Annotated in this window: 15 protein-coding genes; 6 read left to right on the top strand and 9 right to left on the bottom strand. The window is 41.8% G+C overall.

Annotated elements, in window-relative coordinates; genetic code table 11:
* Positions 1 to 365: 365 nt before the first annotated feature.
* The 9 genes from mutT to nadC all read right to left on the bottom strand — a co-directional run bounded on the left by mutT (position 366) and on the right by nadC (position 8855).
* Positions 366 to 752, bottom strand: a complete 387-nt coding sequence (mutT, locus tag AB4160_RS09230; protein WP_102440042.1) for an 8-oxo-dGTP diphosphatase MutT — start codon at positions 750 to 752, stop codon at positions 366 to 368.
* Positions 753 to 781: 29 nt separating this feature from the next.
* Entirely contained in the window at positions 782 to 991 is a 210-nt protein-coding gene (yacG, locus tag AB4160_RS09235) for a DNA gyrase inhibitor YacG (protein ID WP_102440041.1), read from the bottom strand.
* Positions 992 to 1031: 40 nt separating this feature from the next.
* Positions 1032 to 1769 (bottom strand): cell division protein ZapD, encoded by a 738-nt coding sequence (gene zapD / locus AB4160_RS09240; protein WP_372004312.1) that lies wholly within the window; start codon positions 1767 to 1769, stop codon positions 1032 to 1034.
* Positions 1762 to 2379: a dephospho-CoA kinase gene (gene coaE, locus AB4160_RS09245; RefSeq protein WP_102440039.1), complete on the bottom strand. Its 618-nt coding sequence runs from the start codon at positions 2377 to 2379 to the stop codon at positions 1762 to 1764. Before coaE ends, zapD begins: the two co-directional genes overlap by 8 nt.
* 31 nt (positions 2380 to 2410) lie before the next feature.
* A complete protein-coding gene (locus AB4160_RS09250; RefSeq protein WP_372004314.1) occupies positions 2411 to 3337 on the bottom strand; it encodes an A24 family peptidase in 927 nt (308 codons plus the stop codon).
* A gap of 40 nt (positions 3338 to 3377) precedes the next feature.
* Entirely contained in the window at positions 3378 to 4640 is a 1263-nt protein-coding gene (locus AB4160_RS09255) for a type II secretion system F family protein (RefSeq protein WP_372004316.1), read from the bottom strand.
* Positions 4641 to 4712: 72 nt separating this feature from the next.
* The gene (gene pilB / locus AB4160_RS09260) at positions 4713 to 6425 is read right to left on the bottom strand and encodes a type IV-A pilus assembly ATPase PilB (protein WP_372004318.1); all 1713 of its coding nucleotides are present in this window, start codon (positions 6423 to 6425) and stop codon (positions 4713 to 4715) included.
* 68 nt (positions 6426 to 6493) lie between these two features.
* Positions 6494 to 6880, bottom strand: coding sequence for a prepilin-type N-terminal cleavage/methylation domain-containing protein (locus AB4160_RS09265; RefSeq protein ID WP_372004320.1), 387 nt, complete (start codon positions 6878 to 6880; stop codon positions 6494 to 6496).
* 1096 nt (positions 6881 to 7976) lie between these two features.
* Entirely contained in the window at positions 7977 to 8855 is an 879-nt protein-coding gene (gene nadC, locus AB4160_RS09270; RefSeq protein ID WP_102440033.1) for a carboxylating nicotinate-nucleotide diphosphorylase, read from the bottom strand.
* A gap of 321 nt (positions 8856 to 9176) precedes the next feature.
* Between nadC and ampD the strand changes: the two genes are divergently transcribed.
* From ampD to lpdA, 6 genes are all read left to right on the top strand, one after another.
* Positions 9177 to 9731 (top strand): 1,6-anhydro-N-acetylmuramyl-L-alanine amidase AmpD, encoded by a 555-nt coding sequence (gene ampD, locus AB4160_RS09275; protein WP_372004322.1) that lies wholly within the window; start codon positions 9177 to 9179, stop codon positions 9729 to 9731.
* Between the two features lie 50 nt (positions 9732 to 9781).
* Positions 9782 to 10633: a beta-lactamase regulator AmpE gene (gene ampE, locus AB4160_RS09280; RefSeq protein ID WP_102440032.1), complete on the top strand. Its 852-nt coding sequence runs from the start codon at positions 9782 to 9784 to the stop codon at positions 10631 to 10633.
* A gap of 360 nt (positions 10634 to 10993) precedes the next feature.
* Positions 10994 to 11746, top strand: coding sequence for a pyruvate dehydrogenase complex transcriptional repressor PdhR (gene pdhR, locus AB4160_RS09285; RefSeq protein WP_076538482.1), 753 nt, complete (start codon positions 10994 to 10996; stop codon positions 11744 to 11746).
* 76 nt (positions 11747 to 11822) lie between these two features.
* Positions 11823 to 14486 carry a pyruvate dehydrogenase (acetyl-transferring), homodimeric type gene (gene aceE, locus AB4160_RS09290; protein WP_102440031.1) on the top strand — a complete coding sequence of 888 codons (2664 nt, stop codon included), beginning with the start codon at positions 11823 to 11825 and terminating at the stop codon, positions 14484 to 14486.
* A gap of 11 nt (positions 14487 to 14497) precedes the next feature.
* Entirely contained in the window at positions 14498 to 16495 is a 1998-nt protein-coding gene (gene aceF / locus AB4160_RS09295) for a dihydrolipoyllysine-residue acetyltransferase (protein WP_372004324.1), read from the top strand.
* Positions 16496 to 16653: 158 nt separating this feature from the next.
* Positions 16654 to 18084: a dihydrolipoyl dehydrogenase gene (gene lpdA, locus AB4160_RS09300; protein ID WP_102440029.1), complete on the top strand. Its 1431-nt coding sequence runs from the start codon at positions 16654 to 16656 to the stop codon at positions 18082 to 18084.
* Positions 18085 to 18095: the final 11 nt, after the last annotated feature.

Below are 18095 nucleotides of genomic sequence, written 5' to 3' on the forward strand. Positions count from 1 at the left end.
TGAGTGGTGAGTGGTGAGTGTGGACGAATCCCCATGTAAAAGTAGGGGGGTAATGTCTGTGGTTATAAAGCAACACTTTATACAAACATGAAACGCGAAATACTTATCCGCAGCTAAATAGCGCCAAGCGCTTAATCTGGATTAAGAAGGCTATTGTTGTTCGCTTTTAGGATAATAGTGAACATGAGTTAGTGGCTGATATGTATTATGATTTTTTTGCTATATACAATTGTTAGTGGTGTCTGTGAATTACATCGCTAGAGCAGCTAAAGGATTGTGGTTTCACTGTTGTTTAGAATAATTGATTAAAGCACTCATTAACATAGTGCTTTATATACTTTCTAATAGCGATGGAACTGTTGCTGTTACGCGAGTAACCTCTTAAGGATGGGGATATTGGCTTCAGGGAAATCAAAACTAGTTAGATTGGTTTTATTAACCCATTCAATTTTTTGGCCTTCAACACCACTGGCAGTGCCTGTAAAGTCTTTCACTAGGTGGATCTGAAGAAGCACTTGCTTATCTGGGTAATCATGTGAAATGACCATAAAAGGCTCAGTTGTATTAACTGTTAGGTTTACTTCTTCTTTTAGCTCTCTAATTAATGCTTGTGAGACCGTTTCATTTACTTCGACCTTACCACCTGGGAATTCCCACTTATCACCTTGGTGCAGGTGTGCGTGCCTCTTAGCTAATAAAACTTGTTGTTGGTCATTGATGATTATGCCGACGGCAACATTGACTCTTTTCATTAGAATGCTCGCTTGAGTGGAGGAGGTGATTAGTGTTTAAAGAAGTCGCCTTCGTCAAAACCTTCAGAATCTAACATTTCATGGTCAAACTCTGGCTTAACGGGAATAGCATGTTTTTCGCTGGCCCAATCGCCGAGGTCGATTAATTTGCAACGTTCACTGCAAAATGGTTTGAATTTAGATTCTTGACTCCACTCTACTTGAGTCTGGCAGATTGGGCATTTAACTGAAATAGACATAAGATTCCTCGCTGTAAAATTCTTGGTGATATTAAAGAATTTAGTTGCAAGTAGCCAGTTTGAATTTTACTTTTTTGTCAGTATGTTTTTGGTTGTCAAAATTGACAAAATGAATGGCATAGCGATTTTTGTGACCACTAATTGTGGGGTAACAACCTTCTTTGCTTTTGATTTTTACTCGAACAAGTGTCAGAGGGTGTGGACTGTTTCCTTGCAAGAAACCTTGTTCTGCTTCAGCGCTTCTAAATTCTGCAGTACTTCTTGTTAAATCGAGGAGTATTTTAATGGGTTCTAAAATGGGCTGGTAATGGGCTATCCATGTTTTTAAATCTTGCTGTCTTTCATCCCATGGTTTTGATAACCAGAAATGCAGTTGCGGTAAGTCGAAATTACAACAAGCACCTGGCATACCAAATCGTTGTTTTAGTGCGGCAATAAATCTGTCTTGCTTTAAATGGCAACCTATTCTTTCGTTGGTTTGTAGCGGTGCTTTTGCTTGAATCAGCTGATCAATAATACGTTGGATTTGAATTTTATTAACATGAGGTAAAGCATGCCACTTTTCTAACAAGATAAGTTGTTTGTCGATATCTTTTAAGATGTCGGAACGATAGTCACAGCGATCTGTTAGTTCTGATAATGAAAATAATGGGTAAAAACAATGATGTTGATGATCTGATTTTGTGTGTAGCTCGAGCTGATCAGCTAAATACTCAAGGCGTAAGTAGCTTCTAGTTTTTTCGTTTAATGGTTGCTCATAAATCAGGTCATCATTCATTATTATTATCTTGAGATGCTTTATCTAAATATTGCTGATGTAATAACTGAACAGTGTGACGAAGTGCTTCAGGTGTCTGGGTATTATCAATGATAGCGTCAGCTTTTTGTAATCTTTGCTCTCTATCTATCTGACTATTAATTATTTGTTCAACTTGGGTTGAATCAACACCATCTCGCTTAGCTGTTCTTGCTATTTGTTGGTGTGGTGGAATATCCACCACTAAAGTTGTATTGACTAACCTATCTAACCCATTCTCAAATAGCAAGGGTACAACCATAATTACATATATTGATTTAGCATCTGCTACTGCTTGAAGCATTTGCTGGCGTATCATGGGATGTAACAGATTATTGAGCCACAATCTCTGTTCGGGCTGATTGAATACCTTTTCACGCAGCGCAGGGCGATTAAGTTCGCCAGTGTCGAGTAATACACTGGCGCCAAAATGCTGCTGTATTTGTTGTAAGCCTGCTGAGCCTTTGGCGACCACTTGCCGGGCAATGATATCGGCATCAACGAGTTCGATGTCTAAATCTGCAAATAAGTTTGCCACGGTGGTTTTACCTGAACCAATACCACCCGTTAGGCCCACAATGAAGTTACTCATAATTTTTTCTCACACAGGATTTTTTGGTGGTCTATAAAGTACTGAGGTACCAATTTATGATGTCTTGCCCCCAGATTAATGCTACCCAGCCAGCAATGGCAATATAAGGCCCAAATGGAATTGGTTTGTCTTTGGCTAACTTTTTAAAAATGATTAGGGTGATACCCACAATAGCACCGACTAATGATGATAGTAAGATGATAAGGGGTAAATACTGCCAGCCAAGCCAAGCGCCAAATACGGCTAATAATTTGAAGTCACCATATCCCATGCCTTCTTTGCCTGTTGCCAGCTTAAATAACCAAAAAACTGACCACAAACTTAAATAACCTGCCGCAGCGCCAATAATGGCATCGGTAGGGCTGGTAAATACGCCATTGAGGTTAATGATTAAGCCTAACCACAAAATGGGTAGTGTAAGTTGATCTGGCAGCAGCATTTCATCTAAGTCGATACCAGTAAGGGCAACTAGCACAAAGGTTAATATGGAGGCGAATAAAAACTGCCATGTTGGGCCAAAATGCCAAGCTAAGGTGGCAATGAGGGCTCCGGTAATAAATTCAATGATGGGATAGCGGGGGCTAATTGCCGTGTTACAACTGGCGCACTTGCCTTTAAGTAGTAACCAACCTAAAACCGGTAAATTATGCCAAGCCTTAATGTTAGTTTTACATTTGGGGCAGGCAGAATTTGGTACCACTAAATTGTATTTTTTAGGGAAGTGGTCAATGGGATTAGTTAATCTTGTTTCACCGACTTCTTTGACGATGTCAGGGTGATATTCAGATAAGTAATAATTACACTCAGTTTGCCATTCGCGCTTCATCATTACCGGAAAGCGATGGATAACAACATTTAAAAAGCTGCCAATGGTGGCCGCAAAAATAAAGCTAATCAGCATAAACAGCCAAGGAGTTTGGCTCATGCTAGTGGTAAAGGTTTCGATAAATTCGGTCATTTTATTCTTATTTTAATTTAACAATTATTAAATTGTGATATTAACCTACAACATTACCCATTTCAAAGATTGGCAGATACATACCGACAATCAAGCCACCAACGAGAGTGCCTATTACAACCATCATAACGGGCTCAATGAGACTTGATAAACCATCAACGGCATCATCAACTTGCATTTCATAGATATTGGCTACTTTATTGAGCATTTCATCGAGGCCGCCAGATTCTTCACCGATCATTACCATTTGAATCAGCATATCAGGAAATAAGCCGGTGGTGCGCATAGCGACATTCATTTGCATGCCTGCCATCACTTCTTGACGCACTTTCAATAAAGCTTTTTTATAAACCGCATTACCAGAGGCGCCAGCTGCAGACTCTAAGCCATCAATAAGTGGCACACCTGCGGAAAACGTGGTGGCTAAGGTGCGGGCAAAACGCGACATGGCAGCTTTATGTAAAATGTTACCAATAGCGGGGATTTTTAATACCAATTCATCGACACGGTCGCGAAATGCTTGGGAGTTTCGATGTGTTCGTCTAAACAAAAATATTCCAACAATAATAGCAATGGCAAATATATACCAAGAGCCTTGTAGCCAACGTGAAATATTAATAATTAATTGTGTAAATGCAGGTAGTTCAGCACCAAAACCGTTAAATATGTCTTCAAATTGCGGCACTACAAATAACAGTAATAAAGCTGTTACCGCTATAGCAACTATGACTACAGCAGCAGGGTAAAACATGGCTTTCTTAATTTTTGATTTTAATTGCTCAGCCTTTTCACGGTAGGTAGCAATCCGGTCAAATACCGCGTCCAGTGAACCTGAGTGTTCACCTGCAGCGACGAGATCGACATATAAATCATCAAAATAAAGTCTATGGGGTCTTAACGCATCTGATAGTGGGATACCGGATTGAACGTCAGTGATAATGGTGCCGAGTAACTCACGGACCTTGGCTTTTTCATGACCGCGACCGAGCAGCTCAAAGGTAGTCACCAGTGGCACACCCGCTGCAAGCATTGTTGCTACTTGGCGGGTGATCATTGCAATATCCATTGCAGTGATCTTTTTCTCAGACTTAAATAAAGAGGCTGACTTTTTTCTGACCCCTTTGGGGGTGACGCCTTGGGCTTTTAAAACACTGCGAATTTCAGCAATACTACTGCCACGTAATTCTCCTGAAGTACGTTGACCATCACGATTGACACCTTTCCATTCAAAAGTGAACACCTTAGGTTGGTGCTTGATATCTTTTTTGCTCTTTTGCTTTCTTCTTAGGGTTGCAGTTGCCATCAAGCAAATCCTTTTTGTTTTTATTTGACAATTCTGTTGTTAAGCAATTTTTTATAAAACTGCTTGGTTGCTTTAGTTAAAACTGGTAACACGATTCACTTCGGCAATGCTAGTAATGCCTTGGGTGACTTTAAGTAAGCCTGAGAGTCTTAAATCACGCATACCATTGGCCTTGGCCTGTTTGGCTATTTGCAGTGAGTTGCCGCCTTCCATAATGGTTCTGGCAATCTCATCGGTCATTTTCATCACTTCATATATACCCACACGGCCTTTATAACCGCCAGAGCAATGCTCACAGCCGACAGGTTTATAAACCGTAAAGTTAGAACTTATATTTTCGTCAGTAAAGCCTAGGCGTTTTAATTCTGCCTCGGGCACATCTTCAGGTGCTTTGCATTCAGGGCATAGGCGTCTGGCAAGGCGCTGAGCAATAATCAGGTTCACCGAACTGGCGATGTTGTAACCCGGTACGCCCATATTTATTAGGCGAGTTAAGGTTTCGGCAGCTGAGTTAGTATGCAAGGTGGATAACACCAAGTGACCAGTTTGGGCAGCTTTAATGGCAATTTCGGCGGTTTCTAAATCACGGATTTCACCCACCATGACCACATCAGGGTCTTGACGTAAAAATGAGCGTAATGCAGATGCGAAGGTTAAGCCGGCTTTTAGATTAATGTGAACCTGATTAACGCCTTCTAAGTTAATCTCTACCGGATCTTCAGCGGTGGAGATATTACGTTCTTCAGTATTGAGGATATTAAGGCCAGTATATAGGGATACGGTTTTACCAGAACCCGTTGGGCCTGTTACTAATATCATTCCCTGAGGTTTGGCGAGCATTTGCTCATAAAGCTCACGTTGGTCATCGTCATAACCGAGCTTTTCAATGCCTAATTGCGCTGAAGATGAGTCCAAAATACGCATTACAATTTTTTCGCCCCAAATAGTGGGCAGGGTGCTGACACGAAAATCGATTGATTTGGTGCGTGACAGTTTCATTTTTATGCGGCCATCTTGGGGCACGCGGCGCTCGGCAATATCAAGCTTTGACATCACCTTTAAGCGAGCGGATAGCCTGTTAGAAAGATTAACCGGTGGTTCAGATACTTCGTGCAAAATACCGTCGATGCGAAAACGAATGCGATAGCGCTTTTCATAGGGCTCAAAATGTAAATCAGAGGCGCCTTTACGAATAGCATCAGTAAGGATTTTATTGATGTAAATGACAATTGGGGCATCGTCACTGCTTTCAGCTTCTTTTTCTTGATGCTGTTTATCGGTATCGGTTATTTCAATACTGGCAAGAGCTTGTTCATCCATGCCATCAAGGCTGAGGCTAGAAATGTCATCCTCAAGGACTTTATCAATTATAGCTCCTAGCTTGTCATCTTCAACGATAATTGCTTCGGCGTGAAGTCCAAGACTAAATTGAAAGTCCTCAAGAGCAGAAATATTCGTAGGATCAGAAGTTGCAATATAAAGTCGGTTGCTTCGTTTAAATAATGGGATGCAGCGATGGTTGGAGATAAGTTTTTTATTAATTAATTCGTCATTAATATTTTTAACATCGAACTCGTCGAGGTCTAAAAAAGGTGCCCCATACTCTTCATAGCACAACTCAGCGATTTCTCGTGCTGATATTTTTTTCAATGAAATTAAAGTGGTGACTAAATTTTGTTTTAATTTTCTAGATTCTGAAATTGCTAATGATAAATCCCCTTCACTTAATATCCTTTTTTTTATAAATAAGCTTGAAAGGCCTAGTTGAAGGTTTGAATTTGTCATATGTTTTCCTGTAATAATATTAAGCGCTAAATAACTTTTAATTAGCGCTTAATACTATATACAAATATTTAAATGGTACATCCCTTTATTGCAACAGCGCCAGTGCCAGATATTTCGCATGCCCAAGTGATGTTTAACCCAATAGTTGTAGGCGCTGTTGGAGTTAACGTTGCGGTTATACCATCATAGGTGTAAGACAAAACACCGGCAGCACAATTAGGAATAGTAACGCCATCACTAGTACAACCTAAAGTTGAGGTAGCAGCATAAGCTTCCGCTACTTTGATTTTTTGACCACCTAAAGAAGCAACAGCATTAGAAGCTTTAGCTTTTGCTGTGTAATCTTGATAAGCAGGCAATGCGATTGCTGCAAGAATACCGATAATCGCTACTACGATCATTAATTCAATAAGAGTAAAACCCTTAGCGTTTTTGATTTGGTTAATGCTTTTCATTTTTTATCTCTCTCTTATGATGCTTTAGTGTTGCGTCGGGTTTGTTGTCATCCTTGAATCTCATAACAGTTAAAGGCCCTTAATTGTTATGAGTGGTGTCCTAGTCACCACAACCTGTCGGCATTAATTTACTAGTGTTGTTTGCATTACAGTCTGCTGGGCAGAACTTAGGGTTTAACTTACGGTTTAACTTACGGTTTAACTAGCTTGGCCCAATTGACTGTGATAACTGTTAAAAACTACAAAGGGTTTTAAATGAATGATTTCATCAAGAACAATCAAGCCGTTCTTGTAAAACGGATCAGTAAAACCAATATGTCCAACTAAATACCTCGAAAGCAGAATAGGCTAGTCATTAACAAATTGCTATCTAATCTGTAACTAGGGTCAACAAAGTGCTGCAAGGTCAGTTTGTTAACAAAATGTTTGATTTATCATTGTTCTTTTAAAAATCATTTTTCGCTCACTCAATGTTACATTTGTAACATGTTGAAAAGCTGATTATTAAAAGTTAAATCTGATACTTCATTCATCCAAGCTAAACGTTAGTATAAAGTTGCTGAAAATGGAATAGCTTGTGGCGAGTTTTTTAGCTAAAAAGATAAAAAGGTTGTTTTAAGCTGCTGTTTGTAATGATTTTGCAGCACATTATTGACACTTTTAGTCGGTTATTTAGTCAATTTGACTTTGGTTGTTGTTTGTCAAAAAAATGACACCATAGAAAATGTAAGGTTATAGCGCTTGATTTATGTAGGTATTTAAGCCCTGGTGGTAAGGTTATTTGAGCTTTTAAGGGAGGTTATTTAAGCCCTTAGGGGGAGATAGTTGTCAAAGGTTAAAGGACAAATGGTTAAAAGGTCAAAGGTGGGCACCAGTTTAATCTTTGTGGCTATTGATTCAAGCTACAGGGCTTATAGTAAGGCTACAATTGTTGTAAGGCAGAAATTGCGCTATCTATTTAGTCAGCCCCATTTAGCGAAGCTTTTAGTGCGAGCAAAAAAACCAGCTATAAATAGCTGGTTTTGATTGTTATTAGCGATTACTGACTTATCTTGCCATGTAACTGGGCTAATGATTTATCAAGCTCAGCTTAACATTAGTTTTTAAAGCGTAAGGATAAATCCAAGGCTTTAACGTGCTTAGTGAGTGCGCCAACTGAGATGTAGTCAACACCGGTTCTGGCAAAGTCTGCAATGGTGTCGATGGTGACATTACCGGATACTTCCAGCTTTGCGCCTTTACCTTGATCTAAATAGCTGGAATTAAGCGCTACTGCTTCTACCATCATGGTGACATCAAAATTATCGAGCATGATGATGTCTGAACCTGCTTCTAACGCTTGGGTTAGCTCGGCGATTGATTCTACTTCCACTTCAACTGGTTTGTCAGCGGCTACTTGTCGGGCTGTTTTTATTGCAAGTTCGATATTGCCGCAAGCCATAATGTGGTTTTCTTTAATTAAGAAGGCATCAAACAAACCAATACGATGGTTTTTACCGCCACCACAAGCGACGGCATATTTTTGCGCGGTGCGCAGGCCGGGAATGGTTTTGCGGGTATCGAGCAGTTTAGTGTGGGTATCAGCTAACTTGTTAACATAAAGCTTAGTGAGACTGGCAACACCAGATAAGGTTTGGATGAAGTTCATCGCGGTGCGCTCACCGGTTAAAATGGCTCTTGCTGGGCCTGATAATTCACATAACACCTGGTTGGGAACCAATAAGTCGCCATCATCCACATGCCAATGCAAGGCTACATCACCGCCGAGCTGATTAAATACTTGTTCTGCCCATGCTTTTCCGCAAAAAACGCCTTCTTCACGGGTGATTAACACCGCTTCAGCATGTTTATCTGCTGGAATAAGTTGCGCGGTTATATCGGCATTAAGCATATCTTGCGGGGTTTGGGCTGGCGTATGGCCTAGGTCTTCATCAAGTGCAGCTTTAACGGCATGACGGATGTCATTTTCAATCATGTGAATGTCCTTGAAATTACAACTAAATTGAGTTGCTTGGGCCAACTCAATGTTTAAAAAATGAGAAACAATATGCCTATTACTTTATCACAGTTGTTAATTTAAAATATAGCAGTCAAACTGTTACTGTGTTGGCTGCTAGGGCAATATTATTTTAAGGTTTTACAGCGACGAACCTTGGTGCTTTTTTATCTTTTATCGTAGGTATTTGTTGCTTGCTTTTTGGGCACTGATAATGGTGACTTACTGATGGTTCGTTGAAATGCAAACTGCAGCCACGCTGGCATGGTTAATTCATTACTTGAGATTTTATTATTAATTATGGATACACAATTGAAATCAGGCTGGCATCAAGGTGCACGGCTATGCCCATCACCGCATTTTAACCCGCGCCCTAATAATGAGGTTAGCGGCTTAGTTATTCATAATATTAGTTTGCCTGCAGGTTGTTATGGCTTGCCGCACATTGATGGTTTATTTCAGGGCTGTTTAGCAGTGGATGCAGATCCAAGTTTTGCTGATATTGCCGGGCTTGAAGTGTCGGCACACTTTTTAATTCGCCGCGATGGTGAGTTAGTGCAGTATGTTAGCTGTGATGACCGAGCGTGGCATGCTGGGGTTTCGTGTTTTAATGGCCGAGAAGGTTGTAATGATTTTACCATTGGCATTGAAATGGAAGGCACAGATAGCGACCCTTATACCGATGCGCAATATCGCGAATTAGTGCAATTAACCTTGGTGTTGTTTGCGCAATATCCTATGCTTAATCAAGCAAATATCGTCGGACATTGTGATATTGCTCCTGGACGCAAAACCGATCCAGGTGATAGTTTTGATTGGCAAAAATATTTAACTGCATTAACGGCTAAGTCATGATGTTAGTGTTACTTTAACCCAATATTTTTTAGATTGTTTGCAGAGGTCCCATGGCACTATTTTCATTGTTAATTGCAATTATGGTTGAGCGCTTAAAGCTGTTACCCGCACATTGGCAATTTGATGATTTACTTTCTAAATACCAGCAATTATTTTGGAAAGATAAAGCATTAGATTCTGCTGGCTGGGTTGCCTTTGTGGTGCTACTGCCAGCAATGACACTGTTTTTGGTGCTGCTGTTACTAGATGGTGTTTTTTTCGATGTGATCACCTTATTGATCTGGATGCTGGTTTCGATTGTATGCTTTAGCCACCAAAGCTTACGGGCGGCATTTAAAAAATATATGCTGGCGGCTTGTCGCGGCGATGTTCAAGCCTGTTATCACCATGCAGAAAAGCTCGATTGCAGTGAATGTTTAGATGCGGTTGATGAAAAAGACTTAGGTCAGCAGATTGGTAAAACCGTGGCTTGGGTTAATTATCGCTATTATGGCGCGGTGGCATTATATCTGATTTGTTTTGGCCCTGTTGGCGCAGTGCTTTATTGTTCGGTGCGTTTTTATCAGCAATACAATCAGCAGCAGCAATTGGATATGCCATTTATTGATCAATTATTATTTTTATTCGATTGGTTACCGAGCCGAGTATTTAGCTTTGGGTTTGTATTAAGTGGTCACTTTGCTGCAGGTATTTCACAGTGGCGGAAGCAGGTTTTTAACCCTAATAATAGCGCTAAAAACATTGTCACTTATACTGCTTTAGCCGCTGAAGTGATGCCTGAGCAAAGTGATGCCCCTGTTTGCGCACAGCCCACATTGGCACTGCTTGCATTGAGCAAAAGAAACTTTATTTTACTGGTTACGGTATTATCGGTGCTGACTATATTTGGTTTGGTTAGCTAATAAGTTTTAATTGCGGTGATGGGCGGCCTGAGCCGCCGAAATAATGATCATAAGTTAAAACAGTGTTTTTATAAATTGTGCTGTGTAAAACGGATTTTTATAGCTACAATCTAAGCTTAAAATGAGTTTGTTATAGCGATAATAAGGCAATCAATGCTTTAGCGCGATAACACCGAGATGGTCAAACCTCTTAGACGTTTTTTTTCGTTATGCTCTTGCTCAAAGTGCGTAGCGATGTTTGAAACCTTCAATTAACACCCATTCAACGCTCGTCTAACTAGACATCAATTGTTTGATTTGATAAAGTGCGCTATATCATATAAATTGGTAAGACCAATTGACAACGGAGCCGAGCCCCAAATGGCTTATAGCAAAATAACTCAGCCTAAAATTTCAGATGTGATCATGGAGCAATTAGAGCGCATGATCCTCGAAGGAAGTTTACAGCCTGGGCAAAAATTACCGCCTGAGCGCGAGCTTGCTTTGCAATTTGAAGTGTCACGCCCTTCATTACGTGAAGCGATTCAAAAGTTAGAAGCCAAAGGCTTACTAATGCGCCGCCAAGGTGGCGGAACCTACGTTAAAGAACAACTTTGGCAAAGTCTTGCCGATCCTATCGTTGAATTAATGCATAACGACTCAGAAAGTCAGTACGACTTACTGGAGTTTCGTCATGCCACTGAAGGCATGATGGCTTATTTTGCTGCGCTGCGTGGTAATGATGCCGATATGCAAAGCATTAAACGTTCAATTAACGAAGTTGAAGCGGCTGTTGATGTAGAAGCGCAGGCTGATGCCATTGTGCGTTTTTACCGTGCGGTAGCCGAAGCGTCACACAATGTGGCGATGTTACACCTTGTACTCAGTTTAACCCCTGTGCTGCACAAAAACGTGGCACAAAATTTAGAGCTTTTAAGCCGTCGCGAAGAAGCATCTACCATGGCGAATGAACATAGGCGAGCACTGCTTGCTGCCATTATTCGTCGTGATCCTGAAGCGGCACGTGAAGCCTCGAACGAACATTTAAGTTATATCGAGGAAGTCATGTTGTCAGTGAGGGAAGAAGACAGTCGGTTACAGCGTAGCTTGCGCCGCTTAAAAAGTGGTGTTTGATACCGATTTATAATCAAACGCATTATAAATTTACCGAAACACATTAATTATCTGTATCTAGAGAAAGGACAGCGACATGTCTGAAGGTATTCTACAAGACTTAGATCCATTAGAAACTCAAGAATGGGTAGATTCACTGCAAGCCGTATTAGAGCAAGAAGGCCCTGAACGTGCACATTATCTACTTGAACAATTAATCGATAAAGCGCGCCGCAATGGTACACATTTACCATATAAAGCGACCACTGCTTATTTGAATACGATTCCATCTGGTCAAGAGCCACATATGCCTGGTAATCAGGAAATGGAACGCCGCATTCGTGCTATCGTTCGTTGGAATGCACTTGCAATGGTATTACGTGGTTCTAAGAAAGATTTAGAGCTAGGTGGTCACATTTCAAGTTTTGCTTCTAGTGCGACTATTTATGATGTGTGTTTTAACCACTTCTTCCGCGCTCCAAATGAAAAAGACGGCGGCGATTTAGTTTATTATCAAGGGCATATTGCACCGGGTATTTATTCTCGTTCTTTCCTTGAAGGCCGCATCACTGAAGACCAAATGAATAATTTCCGTCAAGAAGTTGATGGTAAAGGTTTGTCTTCATACCCGCATCCCAAGTTAATGCCTGATTACTGGCAGTTCCCGACAGTATCTATGGGCTTAGGTCCTATTCAAGCGATTTATCAAGCACGTTTCCTTAAGTATTTGACTGACCGTGGTATTAAAGATTGCTCTGAGCAAACGGTTTACTGTTTCTTAGGTGATGGTGAGTGTGATGAGCCTGAAACATTAGGTGCAATCGGGCTTGCAGCTCGTGAAGAATTAGATAATTTATGTTTTATTGTTAACTGTAACTTACAGCGTCTTGATGGCCCTGTACGTGGTAACGGTAAGATTATCCAAGAGCTTGAAGGCGAGTTCCGCGGCGCAGGATGGGAAGCTGTTAAAGTGATTTGGGGGCGCTACTGGGATCCATTACTTGCACGTGATACTAGCGGCAAGTTATTACAGTTAATGGAAGAAACCGTAGATGGTGAGTACCAGAACTGTAAAGCTAAAGGTGGCGCGTACACTCGTGAGCATTTCTTTGGCAAATACCCTGAAACCGCTGAAATGGTGGCTAACATGTCAGATGATGACATTTGGCGTTTAAACCGTGGTGGCCATGATCCAGTTAAGATTTATGCTGCGCTGCAACATGCTAAAAACACTAAAGGCCGTCCTACAGTAATCCTTGCTAAAACAGTTAAAGGTTACGGAATGGGCGATGCGGGCGAAGGTAAAAATATTGCCCACAACGTGAAGAAAATGGGCATTGAATCGCTTAAATACTTCCGTGATCGTTTTAATATCCCGATTAGCGATGATCAGTTAGAAGATATTCCTTACTATCATCCTGGTGCTGATTCTGAAGAAGTTAAATACTTAAAAGAGCGCCGTGCTGCCCTTCATGGTGCTATGCCAAAGCGTCTTGAAAAGTTCTCTAAAGATATTGAAGTGCCGCCATTAAAGATCTTTGATTCAGTACTTAAAGGCTCAAATGGTCGTGAAATCTCAAGCACTATGTCATTTGTGCGTATTTTAACGGCATTGCTTAAAGACAAGAAAATCGGCAAGCAAATCGTACCGATCATTCCTGATGAAGCGCGTACCTTTGGTATGGAAGGTTTATTCCGTCAAGTGGGTATTTACGCTCATGAAGGGCAAAAATACGAGCCACAAGATTCTGATCAAGTTGCTTACTACCGTGAAGATAAAACCGGTCAAGTATTGCAAGAAGGGATTAACGAGTTAGGTGCAATGTCATCTTGGGTTGCTGCGGCAACCAGTTACTCAGTTAACGATACCCCAATGATCCCGTTCTACATCTACTACTCAATGTTTGGTTTCCAACGTATTGGTGACATGGCATGGGCTGCTGGTGATATGCGTGCTCGCGGCTTTATGGTCGGTGGTACTTCAGGTCGCACAACCCTAAACGGTGAAGGCTTGCAGCATCAAGATGGTCATAGCCATGTATTAGCTAACACGATTCCTAACTGTATTTCTTATGACCCGACTTATGGTTATGAAATCGCAGTGATTGTACAAGACGGTATTCGCCGCATGTATGGCGAGCAAGAAGACGTGTTCTACTACTTGACTACCATGAACGAAAACTATGAGCAGCTTGCGATGCCAGAAGGCAGCGAAGAAGGTATCGTTAAAGGTATTTATAAGCTTGAAACTCTTAAAGGTTCAGGTAAAGGCTCTGTACAGTTAATGGGTAGCGGCACGATTTTAGAGCAAGTACGCAAAGCGGCTGTGGCATTATCGAAAGACTTCGGTATTACTGCTGACGTTTACAGCGTGACTAGCTTCAATGAGCTAACCCGTGATGGTCAGGCTGCAGAGCGTTACAACATGCTGCACCCAACTGAAACGCCTAAAGTGCCTTATATTTCTGAAGTGTTATCAAGTGATGCGCCAGCTATTGTAGCAACGGATTACATGAAGATTTATGGTGAGCAATTACGTGCTTACATTCCAACTGATTATAAAGTACTAGGTACTGACGGCTTTGGCCGCAGTGATAGCCGTGAAAACTTACGTCACCATTTTGAAGTTGACGCTAAGTTCATTGTCATCGCGTCATTAAAAGCCCTTGTTGACCGTAAAGAGTTACCTGTAGAAGTGCTAACGAAAGCTATCACTGAATACGGTATCGACGTTGATAAGATCAATCCACAGTTCGCATAGGGAGAAACAAAATGGCTGAATTACAAGAAGTTTTGGTTCCTAACCTTGATACTGATGCTGTGCAGGTTATTGAGATCTGTGCTGAGATTGGTGAAGTGCTTGAAAAAGAAGCATCAATCATCACAGTTGAAACGGATAAAGCGACTATGGATATTCCAGCACCCTTTGCTGGGAAATTAGTTGAACTGAAAGTGGCTGTGGGCGATAGCGTTTCTGAAGGCTCGCTAATTGCGGTACTTTCTGTAGAAGCGGCTGGCGATGCGCCAGCGCCTGCAGCTGAAGTGGCTACACCGGTAGCGGCGCCTGTTCAAGCCGCTGCTGCTCAAACCGCGGCTCCAGTAGCAGAAGCGCCAGCAACCGTTGCGGGTGGCACTGAAGTTATTGAAGTGCATGTGCCTGATATTGGTGATGCTGATAATGTTGATATTATCGAAGTGTTAGTGAGTGTGGGTGAAACCATTGAAGCTGACACAGGGCTTATTACCTTAGAAACTGATAAAGCAACCATGGAAGTGCCTGCGCCAACCGCAGGTGTGGTGAAAGAACTTAAAGTGAACGTTGGCGACAAGGTTTCACAAGGCTCTTTAGTGCTGATGCTTGAAGTAGGCACTAGTGCTAGTGCGCCTGTTGCTGAAGCAGTATCAGCGCCTGCAGCAAGCTCTGCTCCTGCAACATCGGTTGTTGAAGTTAAAGAAGTTGCAGTACCAGATATTGGTGATGCCTCTGATGTAGATGTGATTGAAGTGCTAGTTGCTGTTGGCGATATGCTTGACGTGGATACAGGTTTAATTACCTTAGAAACCGATAAAGCCACCATGGAAGTACCAGCGCCATTTGCCGGAAAACTGGTTGGTTTAACGGTTAATGTTGGCGATAAAGTATCTCAAGGTAGCATTATTGCTACGGTTGAGACGCAATCAACCGCACCTGCAGCTCCATTGCAAGCCGCTCCATTGCAAGCCGCTCCGGCAGCTAGTGCTCCTGCAGTTACTGCAGCAACACCAGCACCAGTTACCGCTGCGCCAGCAAGTAAGCCGCCTGTGCCGCATCATCCAAGTGCTGGTAGCCAACCTAAAACCGGTGCTGTACATGCATCACCTGCAGTTCGCCGCTTAGCGCGCGAATTTGGCGCTGATTTAACCCAAGTGAAAGGCTCTGGCCGTAAAGGACGTATTCTGAAAGAAGACGTTCAAGCCTTCATTAAATATGAACTTAGCCGACCTAAAGCGAGTGCTGCCACAGCGGTTGCTGGTGGCGCGGGTGGTTTGAATGTGATTGCAGCGCCTAAAGTTGATTTCAGTAAGTTTGGTGAAGTGGAAGAAGTGCCATTAAGCCGTATCCAGAAAATCTCTGGGCCTAACTTGCATCGTAACTGGGTGACGATTCCACATGTGACTCAATTTGATGAAGCTGATATCACTGAATTAGAAGCATTCCGTAAACAACAAAATACACTTGCAGCTAAGAAGAAAGCGGATTACAAAATTACTCCGTTAGTATTTATGATGAAAGCCGTGGCGAAAACACTGGCTGAATTCCCTGTATTTAACTCAAGTTTAAGCCCTGATGGCGAGTCGTTAATCCAGAAGAAATATTTCCATATTGGTGTAGCGGTTGATACGCCAAACGGATTAATGGTGCCAGTGGTTCGTGATGTCGATAAGAAAGGCATTGTAGAGCTTTCTCGTGAGTTAACGGATATTTCAATTCGTGCCCGTGATGGCAAGCTGAAGTCAGCAGACATGCAAGGTAGCTGTTTTACTATCTCTAGTTTAGGTGGCATTGGTGGTACAGCATTTACCCCAATCGTTAACTATCCTGATGTGGCTATTCTTGGGGTATCAAAATCAGAAATGAAGCCGAAGTGGAATGGCACTGATTTTGAACCTAAGTTGATGTTGCCACTATCGTTATCATACGACCACCGTGTGATTGATGGGGCAATGGCTGCCAGATTTAGCGTGACATTATCAAGCATTCTTAGCGATATTCGTACGCTAATTTTGTAAACAAAAAGGCTGCTCATATTGAGCGGCCTTTTTATTCTTATCACTAGGATTGTGATCAGTATCAAACAAAGGGTAAAATGCGGCCACCTTACAAGATTTGACCACATTTTGCAGTTTGGACGGTTTTTCCGCCAACGATAGATAAAATAGAGGAAAACATGAGTAACGAAATCAAAACTCAGGTAGTAGTACTAGGTGCCGGCCCAGCAGGTTATTCAGCAGCTTTCCGCGCTGCAGATTTAGGTCTAGAGACTGTGATTGTAGAACGTTTTAGCACCCTTGGTGGTGTATGTTTGAACGTGGGTTGTATCCCATCAAAAGCACTTTTACACGTCTCTAAAGTCATTGAAGAAGCTAAAGCCGTTGCCGATCACGGTGTTGTTTTTGGTGAGCCTAAAATTGATTTAGACAAGTTACGCGGCTTTAAAGAAAAAGTAGTAGGTCAACTGACTGGCGGTTTAGGCGGAATGTCTAAAATGCGTAAAGTTGATGTGGTAAATGGTTTAGGTAAATTCACTAGCCCAAATACAATGGAAGTGACAGCTGAAGATGGCACTGTAACAGTGGTTAACTTTGACAATGCCATTATTGCAGCGGGTTCTCGTCCAATTAAACTGCCATTTATCCCACATGAAGACCCACGTATTTGGGATTCAACTGATGCTTTAGAACTGAAAGAAGTTCCTGAAAAGTTATTAGTGATGGGCGGCGGTATTATCGGCCTAGAAATGGGTACGGTTTACTCGTCTTTAGGTAGCCAAATTGACGTAGTTGAAATGTTCGACCAAGTTATTCCTGCTGCTGATAAAGATATCGTTCGAATTTATACTAAAAAGATTAAGAAGAAGTTTAACTTAATCTTAGAAACCAAAGTAACTGCAGTTGAAGCGAAAGAAGACGGCATTTATGTTTCTATGGAAGGTAAGAAAGCCCCATCTGAGCCAGTTCGTTACGACGCAGTATTAGTTGCTATTGGTCGTACACCAAACGGAAAAGGCCTAGACGCTGAAAAAGCTGGCGTAAATGTAGATGAGCGTGGCTTTATCAATGTTGATAAGCAAATGCGTACTAACGTACCTAATATCTTCGCTATCGGTGATATCGTTGGCCAACCAATGCTTGCGCACAAAGGTGTGCATGAAGGTCATGTTGCTGCTGAAGTTATTTCTGGTCTTAAGCACTTCTTTGACCCTAAAGTTATTCCTTCAATTGCATACACAGACCCTGAAGTCGCGTGGGTTGGTCTTACTGAGAAAGAAGCCAAAGAGCAGGGCGTAGCCTATGAAACTGCATCATTCCCATGGGCTGCAAGTGGCCGCGCAATTGCTTCTGATGCAAGTGACGGTATGACCAAGCTCATCTTCGATAAAGAAACTCATCGCGTTATCGGTGGTGCTATCGTTGGTGTTAATGGCGGTGAATTACTTGGCGAAATCGGCCTAGCAATTGAAATGGGTTGTGATGCTGAAGATTTAGCCTTAACCATCCATGCTCACCCAACGTTACATGAATCTGTAGGTCTTGCGGCTGAAGTTTATGAAGGTTCAATTACTGATTTGCCAAACCCGAAGGCAAAAAAGAAAAAGTAACATGTAGCTAT

The organism is Shewanella sp. 10N.286.51.B8, assembly GCF_041469325.1.
Lineage (GTDB): Bacteria > Pseudomonadota > Gammaproteobacteria > Enterobacterales > Shewanellaceae > Shewanella.

Bases quoted from the DNA above. Each gene is read 5' to 3' on its own strand.
- mutT (WP_102440042.1), bottom strand. From the start codon at position 752: ATGAAAAGAGTCAATGTTGCCGTCGGCATAATCATCAATGACCAACAA.
- yacG (WP_102440041.1), bottom strand. From the start codon at position 991: ATGTCTATTTCAGTTAAATGCCCAATCTGCCAGACTCAAGTAGAGTGG.
- zapD (WP_372004312.1), bottom strand. From the start codon at position 1,769: ATGAATGATGACCTGATTTATGAGCAACCATTAAACGAAAAAACTAGA.
- coaE (WP_102440039.1), bottom strand. From the start codon at position 2,379: ATGAGTAACTTCATTGTGGGCCTAACGGGTGGTATTGGTTCAGGTAAA.
- AB4160_RS09250 (WP_372004314.1), bottom strand. From the start codon at position 3,337: ATGACCGAATTTATCGAAACCTTTACCACTAGCATGAGCCAAACTCCT.
- AB4160_RS09255 (WP_372004316.1), bottom strand. From the start codon at position 4,640: ATGGCAACTGCAACCCTAAGAAGAAAGCAAAAGAGCAAAAAAGATATC.
- pilB (WP_372004318.1), bottom strand. From the start codon at position 6,425: ATGACAAATTCAAACCTTCAACTAGGCCTTTCAAGCTTATTTATAAAA.
- AB4160_RS09265 (WP_372004320.1), bottom strand. From the start codon at position 6,880: ATGAAAAGCATTAACCAAATCAAAAACGCTAAGGGTTTTACTCTTATT.
- nadC (WP_102440033.1), bottom strand. From the start codon at position 8,855: ATGATTGAAAATGACATCCGTCATGCCGTTAAAGCTGCACTTGATGAA.
- ampD (WP_372004322.1), top strand. From the start codon at position 9,177: ATGGATACACAATTGAAATCAGGCTGGCATCAAGGTGCACGGCTATGC.
- ampE (WP_102440032.1), top strand. From the start codon at position 9,782: ATGGCACTATTTTCATTGTTAATTGCAATTATGGTTGAGCGCTTAAAG.
- pdhR (WP_076538482.1), top strand. From the start codon at position 10,994: ATGGCTTATAGCAAAATAACTCAGCCTAAAATTTCAGATGTGATCATG.
- aceE (WP_102440031.1), top strand. From the start codon at position 11,823: ATGTCTGAAGGTATTCTACAAGACTTAGATCCATTAGAAACTCAAGAA.
- aceF (WP_372004324.1), top strand. From the start codon at position 14,498: ATGGCTGAATTACAAGAAGTTTTGGTTCCTAACCTTGATACTGATGCT.
- lpdA (WP_102440029.1), top strand. From the start codon at position 16,654: ATGAGTAACGAAATCAAAACTCAGGTAGTAGTACTAGGTGCCGGCCCA.